The 15,889-nt window shown below is 44.3% G+C and carries 13 protein-coding genes; 5 read left to right on the plus strand and 8 right to left on the minus strand.

The features are described from left to right. Window positions 1-77: 77 nt before the first annotated feature. Complete coding sequence (locus BJP37_RS25085) at window positions 78-1,733, plus strand: Ppx/GppA phosphatase family protein (RefSeq protein ID WP_075902883.1); 1,656 nt, start codon at window positions 78-80, stop codon at window positions 1,731-1,733. Between the two features lie 599 nt (window positions 1,734-2,332). Here the strand turns inward: BJP37_RS25085 and BJP37_RS25090 are convergent. Then, window positions 2,333-2,626, minus strand: coding sequence for a hypothetical protein (locus tag BJP37_RS25090; RefSeq protein ID WP_075902885.1), 294 nt, complete (start codon window positions 2,624-2,626; stop codon window positions 2,333-2,335). A 430-nt stretch (window positions 2,627-3,056) separates the two neighbouring features. On the opposite strand from BJP37_RS25090, the gene BJP37_RS25095 reads away from it, so the two are divergent. Further along, window positions 3,057-4,445, plus strand: coding sequence for a GH1 family beta-glucosidase (locus BJP37_RS25095; protein ID WP_075902887.1), 1,389 nt, complete (start codon window positions 3,057-3,059; stop codon window positions 4,443-4,445). Window positions 4,446-4,792: 347 nt separating this feature from the next. Beyond that, window positions 4,793-5,872, plus strand: coding sequence for a photosystem II q(b) protein (gene psbA / locus BJP37_RS25100; protein WP_070393396.1), 1,080 nt, complete (start codon window positions 4,793-4,795; stop codon window positions 5,870-5,872). Between the two features lie 517 nt (window positions 5,873-6,389). Here the strand turns inward: psbA and BJP37_RS25105 are convergent. After that, window positions 6,390-7,496 carry a TRAP transporter substrate-binding protein gene (locus tag BJP37_RS25105; protein ID WP_075902889.1) on the minus strand — a complete coding sequence of 369 codons (1,107 nt, stop codon included), beginning with the start codon at window positions 7,494-7,496 and terminating at the stop codon, window positions 6,390-6,392. Between the two features lie 95 nt (window positions 7,497-7,591). Between BJP37_RS25105 and BJP37_RS37355 the strand changes: the two genes are divergently transcribed. Further along, the gene (locus tag BJP37_RS37355) at window positions 7,592-7,774 is read left to right on the plus strand and encodes a hypothetical protein (RefSeq protein WP_143727781.1); all 183 of its coding nucleotides are present in this window, start codon (window positions 7,592-7,594) and stop codon (window positions 7,772-7,774) included. Here BJP37_RS37355 and BJP37_RS25110 read toward each other — a convergent pair. The 6 genes from BJP37_RS25110 to BJP37_RS25135 form a co-directional block, all read right to left on the minus strand. Next, on the minus strand, window positions 7,771-8,952 hold the full coding sequence (locus BJP37_RS25110; RefSeq protein ID WP_075902891.1) for an RNA-guided endonuclease InsQ/TnpB family protein: 1,182 nt from the start codon (window positions 8,950-8,952) through the stop codon (window positions 7,771-7,773). The two genes, BJP37_RS37355 and BJP37_RS25110, sit on opposite strands and share 4 nt — an antisense overlap. Next, window positions 8,873-9,448 (minus strand): IS607 family transposase, encoded by a 576-nt coding sequence (locus tag BJP37_RS25115; protein ID WP_075902893.1) that lies wholly within the window; start codon window positions 9,446-9,448, stop codon window positions 8,873-8,875. The genes BJP37_RS25110 and BJP37_RS25115 overlap by 80 nt, the downstream gene beginning before the upstream one ends. 79 nt (window positions 9,449-9,527) lie before the next feature. After that, window positions 9,528-11,543, minus strand: coding sequence for a magnesium chelatase ATPase subunit D (gene bchD / locus BJP37_RS25120; protein ID WP_075902895.1), 2,016 nt, complete (start codon window positions 11,541-11,543; stop codon window positions 9,528-9,530). A 235-nt stretch (window positions 11,544-11,778) separates the two neighbouring features. Next, window positions 11,779-12,588 carry a class I SAM-dependent methyltransferase gene (locus BJP37_RS25125; protein ID WP_075902897.1) on the minus strand — a complete coding sequence of 270 codons (810 nt, stop codon included), beginning with the start codon at window positions 12,586-12,588 and terminating at the stop codon, window positions 11,779-11,781. Window positions 12,589-12,638: 50 nt separating this feature from the next. After that, window positions 12,639-13,178 carry a sterol desaturase family protein gene (locus BJP37_RS25130; protein ID WP_075902899.1) on the minus strand — a complete coding sequence of 180 codons (540 nt, stop codon included), beginning with the start codon at window positions 13,176-13,178 and terminating at the stop codon, window positions 12,639-12,641. A 382-nt stretch (window positions 13,179-13,560) separates the two neighbouring features. After that, window positions 13,561-14,721 (minus strand): SAM-dependent methyltransferase, encoded by a 1,161-nt coding sequence (locus tag BJP37_RS25135; protein ID WP_075902901.1) that lies wholly within the window; start codon window positions 14,719-14,721, stop codon window positions 13,561-13,563. Between the two features lie 164 nt (window positions 14,722-14,885). Here BJP37_RS25135 and BJP37_RS25140 point away from each other — a divergent pair, with 164 nt between their 5' ends. Further along, window positions 14,886-15,848 (plus strand): YihY/virulence factor BrkB family protein, encoded by a 963-nt coding sequence (locus BJP37_RS25140; protein ID WP_081431325.1) that lies wholly within the window; start codon window positions 14,886-14,888, stop codon window positions 15,846-15,848. Window positions 15,849-15,889 lie beyond the last annotated feature (41 nt).

The following is a 15,889-nucleotide window of genomic DNA, read 5'->3' on the forward strand; positions in this document are numbered from 1 at the left end:
TTTTTTGTTAGTCTCCTTAAAGATATCGTTATTCATAGGTTTCGGGCTGATATCTGTAAGCAGGATATTATATCACTATGGTTAACTCACTGACCCAAGACATTTTCCTACATGTTTCCACTCCTGACAAAGAGCAAGAGCGCATTATTGCTGCCATTGATATTGGTACCAATTCCATTCACATGGTGGTGGTGCGAATTGACCCCAAACTCCCGGCATTCACGATTATTGCTAAAGAAAAGGACACGGTCAGGTTAGGAAATTGCAACCCCCGGACCGGTGAGTTGACCCCCGAAGCCATGAATAGAGCGATCGCAACTCTACAACGCTGCAAGGAAATGGCAGCCAGCCTCAATGCTGAAAACATCGTTGCTGTAGCAACCAGTGCTGTGCGGGAAGCTCCAAATGGCCAGGCTTTTTTACATCAGGTATATACAGAATTGGGTTTATTGGTAAACCTCATTTCTGGTCAGGAGGAAGCACGACGCATCTACCTAGGTGTGTTGTCAGCTATGGAATTCAACAACCAGCCCCATATTATTATTGATATTGGTGGTGGTTCAACGGAATTGATCCTCGCGGATCGTCATAACCCCCGTTCCCTAAGTAGCACAAAGATAGGAGCTGTTCGTCTTACAAAGGAGTTTGTCACTACAGACCCGATCAGCCAAAGTGAGTTTCTCTATTTGCAAGCTTATGTCAGGGGAATGTTAGAGCGAGCTGTTGAGGACATTCAGGCTAACCTGAAACTGAGTGAACAGCCTCGTTTAGTGGGGACATCTGGCACTATTGAGACCCTAGCCAAGATGCACGCCTATGAGCATCTGGGTATGTTACCTAATCCCCTAACGGGTTATGAGCTGACTCGTCAAGATTTGGAAAAAATGCTCAAGCGCTTAGCTGCTATGAGTTTGGCTGAACGCTCAACCCTGCCAGAGATGTCCGAGAGGCGTTCAGAAATTATTGTTGCTGGGGCAATCATTTTATTAGAAGCTATGAAGCTTCTGGGAATGGAGTCGATCATAATTTGTGGACGATCACTGCGGGAAGGTTTAATCGTTGACTGGATGCTCACCCATGGATTGATTGAAGACCGGCTACGCTACCAAGATGAGGTCAGGGAAAGGAGTGTGATCGCAGTGGCCGGGAAATATCAGGTCAACCTGGACTATAGTAAGCGGGTGGCTGACTTTGCCCTGAGCTTATTTGACCAAACCCAAGGAAAACTGCACAATTGGGGAACACAGGCACGGGAATTACTTTGGGCAGCAGCAATTTTACACAACTGTGGCGTGTATGTGAGTCATTCGGCCCACCACAAGCATTCTTATTACTTAATTCGCAATGCTGAACTGTTGGGCTTTCTGGAGCCAGAAATTGAAATCATTGCTAATCTGGCTCGTTACCATCGCAAGAGTCCTCCCAAGAAAAAACATGAGAATTACAACAATCTGGCCAATCAAGAGCATCGGCTGTTGGTGATTCAGCTTAGTGCTTTGTTACGATTAGCTGTTGCTTTAGACCGTAGACATATTGGTGCAATTCGGCATGTTAAGTCTGATTATCACTCCGATGATAAAGCATTTTATCTATATCTAGTTCCAGCTTTTAGAAATGATGATTGTGCTTTGGAACTGTGGAATTTGGATTATAAAAAATCGGTATTTGAAGAGGAATTTGGAGTTAAAGTGGTGGCGAGTTTGGCATCCAAGAGTAGTCTGGACCGTCATTAAGGCTAAGCCTTCAGCCTCACGGGGTGACAACAAAGCTCAAACCTACATAGGTGTTGGGTTTTAGGTTTTAGGTGTTGGCTAAAATGAGCGCATCGGAGTCATTTGTATTTCCCAGCAATTGAAGCGATTTTCACGCATACTGAGTCAATGATAGTTTTAATCAATCCATCCCGCTTGAGAATCTTCACGCTTCACCTAACCCCTAAAACCTAACCCCTGTAAGATTTTCAATTAGCTTGTCACCCCCTGAGCAATTTTAGTTACACGATTTTGGCGTTACCTAATCGTTATCCAGAACAATCTGCTGATAAAACCCGCAATTTATCGGCTAACTGTTATCAATAGACTTCGCGGCAGTTGTCGGGAACAGGGAACAGGGAACAGGGAACAGTGGAGAATAATTGACGCAAACACTATCAGAAAAATACTTTTGCAAGAGGTCTAATCTACCAATTCCGAAAAGGTCTTTGAGTTCGCTCCCCTTCCTAAACCATTAGGATAATTTCCGTACAGAACAGATATAAATAATAGATAATTTCAATTTCAACCATATCCCCAATACCTCAGGGGAATTTTTACGAATTTGATTACTATTCTACTTAGTTATCATTCAGATTTTGGTAGCGGGCGCAGGCGTAGAGGTCAAATAATGCTCCAACTAGGCTACAGGTAAAAGCAATCACTAATACTCCCTGAATTGGGGATCCATTACCAAAAATAGTCAGAAATTTCAATAGCTCAGTTGTGGCAGTAAGACCAAACCCTGTCAAGCCTGGAATGTATCCTATTATACCAAAAACTGCCAGTAAACCAATAACTAGTGCCACTGGAGCCATAAAGCTCAGAAGGATTGTTATTACCAAAGAACGGAGAAAGTTTGGCAAAATGCTCATAAAATTTAACCGCATAAGCAGGTGAGTTAAAAGCCAGAGCCAAAGTATGACTTGGCACTTTCTACCTTAGGCGAAATCCCTGTCGATAACCGAAAATGTCAAAAATCTTAAATTTTCATTAAAAATCTTGGTAAAGGTCTGTGAATCTGGATCATAAAGCCGGGTTGTTGGTGGCTTCTCTTTTGGGCTACCGGTGCTCGGTTAAATTGATCGGCCTCAAGGTCCCTGCCTTGATATATCAGTGATTTCGGCTCAGTGGCAGGGGAGTTGCAACCCTAAAAGACCCTACCCAATTCCTGAGAAGCTGTGGATCAAAAGTTATCATTCCTGTTAAGATTCTTCGTTGATTGCGGATAGGTTAACTCGTCCCACCACTAAAGTAGGTGGGATGATCTAGTACGTAACTCCCTATCTTAATAACAAAGCACTAATGACTAACGGCGATCGCATCAGTTACCAATTCCCAGAGAAATTCTTATGGGGAGTAGCCACGGCTGCCTATCAGATTGAAGGAGCAGCCAGTGAAGGAGGACGCAAACCTAGTGTGTGGGATACCTTCAGTCGTATCCCTGGAAAAGTACTTAACGGTGATACCGGTACGGTTGCTTGTGACCACTACCATCGCTACGAACAAGATATAGAGCTGATGGTAAAACTAGGGATCAAGGATTATCGCTTTAGCATTGCTTGGCCTCGGATTATTCCTGACGGGCGTGGCAAAGTCAATCAGGAAGGGGTTGATTTCTATAAGCGTTTGGTGGATTGCTTGTTAGATCACGGCATTACTCCCCATGCCACTCTATTTCATTGGGACTCTCCCCAAGCCTTAGAAGACAAATACAAGTCTTGGCTTTCTCGCCAGATGGCCTTTGACTTTGCGGATTATGTTACTGCTGTGGTCACTCAATTAGGCGATCGCATTACTAATTGGATGACCATTAATGAGATCATGTGTTTTACTCACTTAGGCTATGGGTTTGAGCACGACCCGATCCATGCTCCGGGTAGGCGTGTTACATCCATCAAACAGGTATGGCAAACCTCCCATCATGCCCTTTTAGCTCATGGTTTGGGCTGTCAAGCCATCCGTAGTGCTTCCCGGGTTCCCTGTTCTATAGCCTTAGTGGATAACTTGTCCGTCACGGTGCCAATCAATGAGTCACCCATCCATGTGGCAGCAGCAAAAAAGGCATTCCCTTTATGTGGGCAAAATGGCGGTATCATTATCCCTGCTCTGACTGGTGCTTATAGTCCTGAATTACTTGAGGTGTTAGGAGACAATGCCCCAGACATCGGACCATGTGACCTACAAATCATTCATCAGCCTCTCGATAGGATTTGTCTTAATATTTACACTGGTACCTATGTCCGGGCTGCTGACAATCCACAGGGGTACGAGTTCCTTGGTATGCCCAAAGGCTACCCTCGCATGAATCTGCCTTGGCTGAATATCCTACCAGATTCCCTTTATTGGGGCATTCGTCACGTCAGTGAAACCCTGGGGCGTTCAGATTTGCCGATGTTTATCACTGAGAATGGCTGTGCGGCACAGGATGAATTGAATGGTAGGGGTGAGGTGATTGATACGGACAGGATTATGTACCTCCGAGAGTACCTCAAAGCAGCCCATCGCGCTGTTAGTGAAGGTTATCCTCTTAATGGTTATTTCCTCTGGAGTATGATCGATAACTTTGAGTGGTATTGGGGATATGATCGGCGCTTTGGGATTACTTATATTGATTACCCAACCCAACAGCGTATTCCTAAAGCTAGTTTTGAGTGGTATTCCCAGTGTATTCAAAATAATCGGGTGGTTTGATCATTAATCGGATAAATCCGATAAAACCCTATCGGTATAGTGGTAATCCGTTAGTGTAACCCTAGGGAGAGGGTTAAGGAGTAAGTCCTAGTAGCGATCGCTACCAGATCAAATGCGATCGCTATTTTTTTTTGCCTATTTTTGTTTGCTTTTACCATATTTTTCTTATTTTGTCAATAATTAGCTAATATAAGTTTTACTTATTTACATTATTTAATAACCTGAGGGGTAATTACTCGCAAAACCCTTTACAAAAATAACTATATTGCTTAATATAAATATATGAAGGCGCACACAAGCCGGACGAACCTCGAAAAGTTCATATACATACCCGCAATCATAAGAACATGACTACTGTATTACAGCAGAGCAACACCTCTGTGTGGTCTCAGTTCTGCAATTGGGTCACCTCTACCAACAACCGCCTCTATGTAGGTTGGTTTGGTGTATTAATGATCCCAACCCTGCTAGCTGCTACCACCTGCTTCATCATTGCATTCATCGCTGCTCCTCCTGTGGACATCGATGGTATCCGCGAGCCCGTTGCTGGTTCTCTGATGTACGGAAACAACATCATCTCTGGTGCTGTTGTTCCTTCTTCTAACGCCATTGGCTTACACTTCTACCCAATCTGGGAAGCTGCTTCATTAGATGAGTGGCTCTACAACGGTGGTCCTTACCAGTTGGTAGTGTTCCACTTCCTGATTGGTGTATTTGCCTACATGGGTCGTGAGTGGGAACTGAGCTACCGCTTAGGTATGCGTCCTTGGATCTGCGTCGCTTACAGCGCACCGGTTGCAGCTGCTAGCGCCGTGTTCCTGATCTACCCAATCGGACAAGGTTCTTTCTCCGATGGTATGCCTCTAGGTATCAGCGGAACCTTCAACTTCATGTTCGTGTTCCAAGCTGAGCACAACATCCTAATGCACCCGTTCCACATGCTAGGTGTAGCCGGTGTATTCGGTGGTTCCTTGTTCTCTGCAATGCACGGTTCTTTGGTGACCTCCTCCTTAGTGCGTGAGACCACCGAAACCGAGTCACAGAACTATGGTTATAAGTTCGGTCAAGAGGAAGAAACTTACAACATCGTGGCAGCTCACGGCTACTTCGGTCGTTTAATCTTCCAATACGCTTCCTTCAACAACAGCCGTTCCTTGCACTTCTTCTTAGGTGCATGGCCTGTAATCGGCATCTGGTTTACTGCACTGGGCATCAGCACCATGGCATTTAACCTCAACGGTTTCAACTTCAACCAGAGCATCATCGACTCACAAGGTCACGTGATCAACACCTGGGCTGACGTACTAAACCGTGCCAACCTAGGTTTCGAGGTAATGCACGAGCGTAACGCTCACAACTTCCCTCTAGACCTAGCAGCTGCTGAAGCTACTCCTGTAGCTTTGACTGCTCCAGCGATCAACGGCTAATAAGATCGTAATCCGATCACCCCTAGGGGAGTACAAAGGTACCCCCTAACAGCGCTCTCCAAAAAGGGAGCGCTTTTTTATTTGGTGGCAAAGCACCAATCGCTTTTCCAAAAAAAAATAAGAGAGCCGTCAAAAAGACTCTCTAGGTCATCAGGGTGCATCTATCTACTGATCTCAATATAACAGATTGAGCGAGGGGTGTCACCCCTCAGTTAAAAATTTTCCAAGCAGCTGACCCTAGGTATAGCGCTACGCGGAAGTCAGAAGTTAGAAGTCAGAAGTTAGAAGTCAGAAGTCAAAAGTAAGCTATGACTAAGTTTTGGAATTTAGGAATGTCCTAATCTAAATGCGTAGTGCTATATGTTCACGTATCAATTTTTGCAAAAAAATAAGAGAGCCGTCAAAAAGACTCTCTGAATCATCAGGGTGCATCTATCTACTGATCCCAATATAGCATAAAATGATGGGTGACACCCCTCAGTGAAAAAATATGGTAATTTAAGATGGCGATAGTGCTCTAGTTCCGAGAAAAGGCGAAATTAGCAAAATTCAATTCATTTGTGCCATTCCACTTGTAAACTTGGTTGCGAAACCCTTTCCACTGTTCATAAACTTTCTTAAACTTGGCATCTTTGCTAGCATCTTCCTCAAATAACTCGAATGATGCTTTCTCAGCCGCCTGCAAAATGTCTTGAGAGTAAGGAGTCAGCTTAGTACCTGCTTTAATCAAGCGTTCCAATGCCCCTCCATTCAAAGCATCATACTGAGCCGCCATATTTATATTGGCGTACCTGGCGGCATCTTTAAAAATTTCCTGATACTCCTTGGGCAACTTATCCCAAGCTTTTTTATTAACCTGTACCTCTAGGGTTGGTCCGGGTTCCCACCAGCCTGGATAATAATAGAACTTAGCTGCTTTGTACAAGCCCAGCTTCTCATCATCATAGGGACCAACCCATTCAGCAGCATCAATGGTTCCCCGGTCTAGGGCAAGGAAAATTTCACCCCCAGGTAATACTTGGACATTCACCCCCAAGCGCTCCATCACTTTACCTCCCAATCCAGGGATACGCATTTTTAATCCCTTCAGGTCACCTACAGAATTAATTTGTTTCTTGAACCAACCTCCCATCTGAGCACTGGTGTTACCCGCTGGAAAATTAATCACGCCAAAGTCAGCATAGAGTTCCTGCATCAATTCCAAGCCACCACCGTGGTACAACCAAGCATTTTGTTGTGGAGCAGTTAGACCAAAGGGTACACTAGTGCCGAATGCTAGGGCAGGATTTTTGCCAACGTAGTAGTAACTAGCGGTATGACCACACTCAACGGTTCCCTGTTGGACGGCATCGAGAACCTCTAATCCTGGTACAATTTCACCAGCAGCAAAGGGGGTAATCTGGAAACGCCCATTGGTCATTGCACTGACCCGCTTACAGACAGTATCAGCTCCCCCATAGATAGTATCAAGGGATTTTGGCCAGCTCGTGACCATTTTCCATCGAACCATAGGCTGACTGCCGGATTGAGCAACTGGTCCTGTACTAGTTTGATTACAGGCCGCTAAGGCAGCTGTACTGGCTGCACCAATCGCAGCGTTACTAAAAAATTTTCGGCGTTTCATGGTTGTTGATTCAAGAGTTGGTCATCTTTTGCACAAATTTTATCAAGTTTAGTAACTAGAAACCCCTTCGCCAAAGGAATATCGCAGGTAAACATATGCGCTACGCGCAGGCTACGCCAACAGCTATCAGCCGTCAGCCGTCAGCCGTCAGCCGACAGCTAATGAATGGAATCAATTGTGATAATTTTGTTCCCTGTTCCCTATTCCCTGTTCCCTATTCCCAGATCCGCTGTTCCCTTTGCTATTTAGCGAGATGTCATATCAGCGGATACATTTAACCAGGCAATTCCCGGCAAAACCCGGAAGCCGTGTACAGCACGTCGGTTATCGACGAGGAGGTATCCCTCAAAGCTTTTAGGTAAATCCCAAAAGCGCCATTATGATCACGGTCAATGGTGTGGCCACAATTTGGGCATTTAAATCGTTTAGAACTGCCTAACTTGCTGTGAATGTGGCCACATTTAGTACAAGTCTTGGATGTGTATTCTTCAGTGACGTCTACTACAAAACAGCCTCTTTTGGCTGCCTGATGCTTCAATGTCATCTTGAATCGATAATGTGCCCAAGACATCATTTTTCTAACGGTCTTGCTTCTTATTTTCCTCTTGGTTTTACTCACCATTTGAGATGTCTCAAATTTGGGAAGGTAAATAACTTGATACTCAGAAGTGAGGAAACAGGCAACCTTTTTGTGAGCTTCGTCTATAAGATTGCGAATTTTTACTCTCATTCGCTGAGCGGCCTTCCTGATCTTGAATCTTTTTCTTTTATTTTTAGATCCCTTAGCTAGAGAGGCGCGAGATATTAGATTATCTAAGTGGCAACAAAGGCGGTAAACTCGTCCAATGTCTCCTGAACCTATATCTAAAAACCTCTGGCCGTCAAATCCAGTCAAAAATGTCCTTACTCCAGGATCTAAAGCAATACTTCTATCTGGCAGAGAAGGTTTAGCAGGTTTTTCGTCTATGGCAAAAGTAATAAACCAACGTCCTCGATCAATAACCAGAGTAGGGTCATGAAGGATCTTTTCTGGCATTGATTCGCTACTATGAAAAACCCTACCTTTCGTCTCTTTTGGGTAAAAAGTCCCTTTCCTGAAGTTAACCTTATTGAACCTGATCGATTGAACTGGATCTGAAAACTTCCTAAACTTAGCTTCTCCGTCTACCTTCTTGGCTGCTTTATGAGCTTCAAATGCTTGAAATATTGCCGATTCCCTGGGGCTGTAAGGTGTTTTACTAACCCATTCAGGGACCTCTGACATTATTTTCTTTCTAAGGTCGTATTTCCCTATTTTTGTGGTTTTCAGAGTTGCGATAGCCTGATTGTAACACCATCTCGCGGCATTAATCCAAGTTCTCCATTTTAGCTTTAATTCAGTTTCCGGGTAGACTCGGATCTTCTTTGATAACTGACTTGTATTTCCTGAGTCCATAGAGTCTACAACTGAAGACATGGACGATGGCAAGGATGTCTTCCACCATCTCTCGTTCTGGAGATAGATTTGACTGGTCGAGAACCACGATTCTGCAACCGTTCTGTTCACAAATCCATTCGATAAGCTCGAATCCAAATCTTGCCATCCGGTCTTTGTGAGCGACCACAATTTCGCTGACGTCTCTTGACAAAACTCGTCCCAATAAGGCTTTAAGACCTTTTCTGCGGTAGTTGAGTCCTGATCCGATATCTTTGATGACTTCCGCGTTCGGGAACTTCCCTTGAAGGAACGCCGCTTGCCTTTCGAGGTCTTCTTTTTGTCTTCTGGTAGAGACTCTAGCGTAAATAATTGTTGGTTTGTTCTTGACTTCTCCAAGCACTGAATCGACATCATAACGTCGCTGGTTACTTGGGGTTCTAATGGTTTTGATTTTGCCCTCCTGCTCCCAGTACCTGAGTGTTCGTTCAGATACTCCGAGGATTTCGCGGGCTTTCCTGGGTGGGACATACCTCATAGTCTGAGTTGGTGCGATTCTTTATATATACTAACAGAGACTGCCGGGAACTGCCGGAGATTGCCTTAAAAAGATACTTCTATCTTTGGCCGATCGCATTCTTAGTCATAGCTGCGATCGCTTTATCAGTAGCTTTCGGTAAATGATAGTACTTGCCACCGGCTTGTTTGGCCAATTCCTTGGCAAAACCAGTAGAAACAAACTTACTCTCGGTATCAATTACTAATAATTGAACCCCATTAGCTCGAATGCGAGCGGCAATTTCCAACAATTCCCCTTTAATATCTGGCTTTTCCCCTTCCGGTAGAGTTTCTCCCAAGGAACGAGCTAAGGGAATATTGCCCCGACCATCAGTAATTGCCACAATTACCACTTGACCAATATCCCCAGACAATTGAGCATTCATGCCCACATGCACCGCCTGAGTCAATCCATGAGCTAAAGGGGAACCGCCACCACAAGGTAATCGCTCCAAACGCCGCTTTGCTAAAGCAATGGAACGGGTAGGGGGTAACAGCACATCGGCTTGTTCTCCCCGGAAGGGAATCAGGGAGACTTGGTCACGGTTTTCATAAGCTTCCGTCAGAAGCTGCATCACTGCTCCTTTTGCAGATTGCATCCGGTTTAGAGCCATAGACCCTGACGCATCTACTACAAAAACTACCAAGGAGCCAGCTTTTCGGGCTAAGCGCTTGGAGCGTAAATCCCCCTGTTCGATAATAACCCGACGGTTAGGATGACGTTGCCTACGAGCTTTTTGATAGGGGGCAGCAGCTCTGAGGGTGGCATCTACAGCAATCCGCCTTACTTTCCCTTTCGGTAGTATCGGTTTCACATACCGACCCCGGTCTTCTGAAAAGATAATGCTACGGTTTCCGGACTTACCTTGCCGTTGTGCCATCTGGGCAAAGTAGAGCACACTAGGGTCAAGGATCACCCCTTCTGGGTCAAAGAGAAACTCTTCCGGGATATTCGGAGCTTCCTGTTCTTGCTCCTCTGAGTCATTGTCGTCCTCCTTGTCTTCCTCTTGGTCTTGCTCTTCTTGAGATTGATCTTGTGGGGGTGGGGGAGGAGGTGGTGGAGCTTCTTCTGGTGGTGTTTCTACCATAGTCGCACGGGGGACAATTACCAATTCCACGGCCCGACGCAAATCCTCGGAATTAACTGTCTGACGACCATCTAAGGCTGCTGCAGCTTTAGCAACTCGAACCGCAAACAGTTCTGCGCGATGACCTTGGACACCACCTCGGATGGCTTCATTAACGAGATAGGTAATTTGGTCATGGGTAATCTCAACATCCTTGAGCCACTCTCGGGCTAGAATAATATCCGTCTTGAGGGTATCGAGATCCTCCTGGTATTCCTCCAGAAAGTGCTGGGGAGAGTTAGCGTATGCGATCGCTTGTTCTACTGCCTCCACCCGTTGCTCTAATGCCAAAACACCATCAGCAGAGAGGGTAATGGCAATTCTGTCCAATAAATGTTCCCGCAATGGTCCCTCGTCGGGATTGTAGGTAGCAATTAAAATTGGTTTGCAGGGATGTTGGAAACTAATGCCCTCTCGCTCAATTAGGTTGCGTCCTTCCGTTAAAACACTCAGTAGCTGGTTAGCAATTTGGTCATCAAGCAGGTTAATGTCATCTACATACAACACACCCCGATGAGCTTGGGCAAGTAATCCTGGTTGAAAGACAGGTTCCCCTTGTTTGACAGATTGTTCCACATCCACTGAACCCAGGAGTCGGTCTTCGGTCACTCCTAGAGGAATTTGGATGAATGGAGCTGGGATGATTTCGGTATCTGGAGAACCGTCAACCTGTAACTGTTCCTGTAACTGTTCCTGTAACTGTTCCTGTAATGCTTCCTCTGGAGTACAGTTACTCAAGGAACCCTTAACCACTTCAATTGGGGGGAGCAAGGTGTGGATTGCCCGTGCCATCACTGATTTAGCTGTGCCACGGCGTCCTGCGATCGCAACGCCTCCTAATCCAGGGTCAATAGCAGCGAGGAGGAGGGCGAGTTTAATGGCTTCTTGACCCACCACGGCGGTGAGGGGAAAGCTAGGGTTGGCCGGTTTTGTGGTCAGTGCGGGCATAGAGCAACTATTGTCAAACTTCCCTGAATCAAATCATAGTAGTCTAATAGTACTCTTTTACGACTCCCTATGGTTTATTTAGCCCGATGGGAAATTCTTGAGGGCGAGTTTTTCAAAACACTATCCGCCCTATCTAGGTATCCGTATAGGAATTGTGATAATTGTTGTTTCCTACTCCCTACTCCCTGCTACCTGCTCCCTTTCCTATAGCTGATAGCTTACAGTTGAGCTAAAGCTAAGTAGCTGGGTTTTTTTGCAACATTGCACTGATATATACTACTCGTCCGTCAACGAATCGGTTGTATAATTCTGTGCCTTTTACACTCGCAAAGGTTTTTACCATATCCAGTAGAAACCAAGGAACATAGCGTTGCATAATACTAAGCTTCAGGTGGTCAGTTAAATTAAGAGCATTGACGACGTTGCCTGTAATATTAGTCGAACGTATTAACTCTAAATCACACTCTGAAAGCTGTTCCTTGAATTCGTCAAGCTCCGTTCGCTCTCGATAGTCGGCTAAACAGAGATAGCCACCAGGTCTGAGCACCCTTTTAACTTCCTGTAGAAAAGTCCCAAGGTTAGGATAGTGATGGCAAGACTCAACATTTAATACGATATCAAAGGATTTGTCGGGGAAAGGCAATTGTTCAGCATCTCCCTGCTTAAAGGCTAAATTGGGAACTTTATGATTTTTGTTACAGAGATTGACTGCACTATCGGATAAATCAAGACCAGTCATTGAGCTGACATTCTGAGTGCGTGCGATCCACTCGCTACCTCCTCCTCTGCCAGATCCAATTTCTAGGATATCCCTACCGCTAAGTTCTACCTGACTTAATGTATGGGCATAAAGATGAATAAAGTAACGGTTTTTTTCATCTTCTGGTAAAAGGTTAAGCTCGTCTTCTGGATTATCATAGCCATAGTTCATAAAGAACCATTCGCTAGTGGGGAATCGCCAAGCCAAGAAATTATATATGGCTTTCCAGATTATTTTTTTGATTGCCGGAAATCGGCTTTCAAAGAAATTAAATAAATTGATCATGGTTATCTTCCATCCTGTTCATTAGCCACTAATTGTTGTTGGGTTTATTTTTAGGTTATGCTTTTTAAGTTTTTTATGGCTTGATAAGTCCCAAATAAACGATCCATAAGATGACCTGCCATTGGTCCACCGAAAGCATAATTCTTGCTATTCATGAATCTTTTCTTATCATAACTATGATGAATTTTATGTAATAGTCTGTCTTTCTTAAACCAATAGTATCGAGTTAACCAAGAATCTTTATTGCCATACTCAGCATGAAGATAATATACGGTTAGCATGTAAACTATGGCATCAATACAAAAAGTCCATGCTACCCAACTACTGAATAGTAATTGATATCCGATCAAGGAGCTTATGAAAAACAATCCCGATGTAACATGTTCACTAATCGCCCAATAGTAATCTGATTTTGAATACACATTATATTCTATACGATGATGGGAATTGAGATGAATTTTATATAAAGGGATGCCTAAAACGTTTTGATGGAACAAAAAGTGAATAAACCACGCTACAAATAAATTACAGAGATGAGCAACAACCACCACCCCTAAAAAATTAATAGGATTAAAGTCAATAGACAGCACGCTAGGTTTCTCTCTTTACAAAATTGGACGCCATCTGATCTCATAGACTCTCGGTTGGCGGAAGATCAGAATTTGAAAAAAATTCTGATCTTCCGCCAATCACCGTTTCGCTACCTAGATCTAAACTCTGCTCTGCACAAGACTAACATATCTCAAACAAAGTCTACTAGATCCTCTCGTCATCCTCAGCTAAAACAGCATTTTCGTAAGCATTTAGCTATCAGCGGTCAGCGGTCAGCTATCAGCTATCATGCAGACGTAACTCAGCATTATTCAAATGGTTACCTGCCTGTTGTAAGCATATGCGCTTAGCCCATTAGCTGACGGCTGAATGCTGACCCATCAATTCAAAATTAATCTAGGAATCTAGGTCTGACCACAATTATTCTATGGACTGGTGATCCTCGGGTAATTCTAAAACCACCCGATAGGCCGTCGCATAGTATGATGATTGGATCATGGTACCCGCTGTCGCCGCAAAAAGTATCCGGAACGTGCGCCAGATTTGTTCATTTGACTTGTCGATAATATCTGCTTTTTTTTCCATCCAGCGCTCATACATCCCCTTAGCCCAAAGATAATAGTTGCGACGGTCGTTATAGATGGCTTGGATCTGAAATAGTGATTGTCTAACAGCATCGATAAATTCCGGCATATAAACCATCCGAAAGGTTCCCGGCCAGATATACTTGGTAATAAAACTGTGCGTGACAAATGACTCTTTGTCTGAGGCAAAGTCGAGATATACTCGTCCGCCAGGTTTAAGATAGTTCAAGAGACGCTCCATCACGCGAGGATAATCTGACAAATCTTCGATTACCCCCATCATGACTATGCCATCATATTTCTGGCTAGGTTGGAAAGAGAAAAAGTCTTGATACTTGACCTCTGCCTCAAAGTTGTTTTTTTCAATTAAATCTTCTACATACTGTTTTTGGTGCTTAGATAAGGTAATTCCAGTCACACGGATATTTCGGCGTGCGGCAAAACGCAGGAAACCGCCCCAGCCAGAGCCAATATCCAGTACTGAATCATTCGGTTTGAGATTTAAGGATTGAAAGGCAAAGTCCAACTTGCGTTCAGCTCCAACCTCTAGGCTATCCTCATCTTTCTCATATATCCCAGGAGTATAAGTATTGTAATCGGTATCCATGGCGAACAATTGGATATTATTGGAGTCATAATGCTTCGAGATCCAATCTGGATTGCATTTTTCCCGCCCAAGTAAGATGGGCTTGAGTCGCCGACCTATCTTTAGCAAAATATGCTGATCGGATAACAGCTCCTGGAACGACATGGCGTTGATTAAGTTCCCTTCGAGATCAATATCACCCTTGATGTAAGCTTCCACTATCAGTAATTCGTCTAAAGACATGAGAGCTTTTCGACCAGCTGGATTTTTGATGTATATATCCAAGATCGGTTTCTCTTCTCCAATAGTGGTGAGTGACCCATCTTCCAAATGAAGTACAAAGCTAATTGGTAGTTTGCCACGTTTGGATAAGGAGGAGACGAAGTTGGTTACAAATTGGTTTCCAATCATGGGTAACTTAAGATTTTATTGGTTTTTATGGAATTAGCTTACCCCACTACCTGTCAGCTATCATGCTTAACTACGATCAATTGTCAATTTAGAATATTCTCAGACATTGTCCGGCATTTCCAACTGGAAGCATGCCGATTAACCCGCGTCCAGGAGTGATGGTGATGAATCCCAAGGCTATTTTAGGACTGCTTAAGGAAACATTTAAAGAATGGCAGGAGGATAACGCATCTCGACTAGCAGCAGCATTATCCTATTACATGATTTTTTCCCTAGCGCCAGTGCTCATAATTGCGATCGCAATTGTGGGGTCTATTTTTGGGGAAGAGGCGGCTAAAGGCGAGATTGTAGGGCAAATCCAAGGATTGGTTGGCGAACAGGGAGCACAGTTTATTCAGACAGCGATTACTAATGCCAATCGGCCCGATGCTAGTGGGGGGTTGGCTTCCTTGATTAGTATTGTGGTGCTGTTGTTCGGTGCATCTGGGGTATTTGGCGAACTCCAAGATGCCTTGAATACGATTTGGGATGTGAAGCTGAAACCAGGACGGGGCATCTGGGGGATTTTGAAAAAACGGATTCTTTCCTTTCTGACCGTGCTGGGTGTAGGACTTTTTCTGCTATTGTCCGCTGTGCTCAGTACTGTCTTATCAGCTTTGAGGTCTTATGAGAGCGAATTTCTCAAGGATCTGGGTTTACTCTGGCTCTACCAACTTGAATTTGTCTGGACAATTCTCGACTTGCTGGTGTCCTTTGGTATCGTTAGCTTGATGTTTGCTCTGGTTTACAAGTACTTGCCAGATGTCAAAATTGCCTGGAAGGATGTCTGGGTGGGAGCGATTATCACTACCTTACTGTTTAACTTGGGTAAATCGCTATTGTCAGGGTATCTCGGCAGAAGCAGTTTTTCCTCAAGTTACGGTGCTGCTGGTTCTCTGGTGGTTTTATTGGCTTGGGTATACTATTCCTGTCAAATTATCTTTTTAGGAGCTGAATTTACCCAAGTTTACGCTAAAAGATTTGGTTCAAAAATCGTTCCCGATGACCATGCTACCCCTCTCCCGGCAATAGGCCAGCTCCCTAGTGTTCAGAAAAGGGATAACCCAACATCACAGGATCAGTCTTAGCCTAGACGAAATCAATCAATGTTAATTGTGTGCAACTACTT

Origin of the sequence: Moorena bouillonii PNG (assembly GCF_001942495.1) — a bacterium.
Lineage (GTDB): Bacteria > Cyanobacteriota > Cyanobacteriia > Cyanobacteriales > Coleofasciculaceae > Moorena > Moorena bouillonii.

What these genes read in the sequence shown, in the direction of transcription:
- BJP37_RS25085 (WP_075902883.1), top strand. Translation starts at nt 78, where the DNA reads ATGGTTAACTCACTGACCCAAGACATTTTCCTACATGTTTCCACTCCT.
- BJP37_RS25090 (WP_075902885.1), bottom strand. Translation starts at nt 2,626, where the DNA reads ATGAGCATTTTGCCAAACTTTCTCCGTTCTTTGGTAATAACAATCCTT.
- BJP37_RS25095 (WP_075902887.1), top strand. Translation starts at nt 3,057, where the DNA reads ATGACTAACGGCGATCGCATCAGTTACCAATTCCCAGAGAAATTCTTA.
- psbA (WP_070393396.1), top strand. Translation starts at nt 4,793, where the DNA reads ATGACTACTGTATTACAGCAGAGCAACACCTCTGTGTGGTCTCAGTTC.
- BJP37_RS25105 (WP_075902889.1), bottom strand. Translation starts at nt 7,496, where the DNA reads ATGAAACGCCGAAAATTTTTTAGTAACGCTGCGATTGGTGCAGCCAGT.
- BJP37_RS37355 (WP_143727781.1), top strand. Translation starts at nt 7,592, where the DNA reads ATGCGCTACGCGCAGGCTACGCCAACAGCTATCAGCCGTCAGCCGTCA.
- BJP37_RS25110 (WP_075902891.1), bottom strand. Translation starts at nt 8,952, where the DNA reads ATGTCTTCAGTTGTAGACTCTATGGACTCAGGAAATACAAGTCAGTTA.
- BJP37_RS25115 (WP_075902893.1), bottom strand. Translation starts at nt 9,448, where the DNA reads ATGAGGTATGTCCCACCCAGGAAAGCCCGCGAAATCCTCGGAGTATCT.
- bchD (WP_075902895.1), bottom strand. Translation starts at nt 11,543, where the DNA reads ATGCCCGCACTGACCACAAAACCGGCCAACCCTAGCTTTCCCCTCACC.
- BJP37_RS25125 (WP_075902897.1), bottom strand. Translation starts at nt 12,588, where the DNA reads ATGATCAATTTATTTAATTTCTTTGAAAGCCGATTTCCGGCAATCAAA.
- BJP37_RS25135 (WP_075902901.1), bottom strand. Translation starts at nt 14,721, where the DNA reads ATGATTGGAAACCAATTTGTAACCAACTTCGTCTCCTCCTTATCCAAA.
- BJP37_RS25140 (WP_081431325.1), top strand. Translation starts at nt 14,886, where the DNA reads ATGAATCCCAAGGCTATTTTAGGACTGCTTAAGGAAACATTTAAAGAA.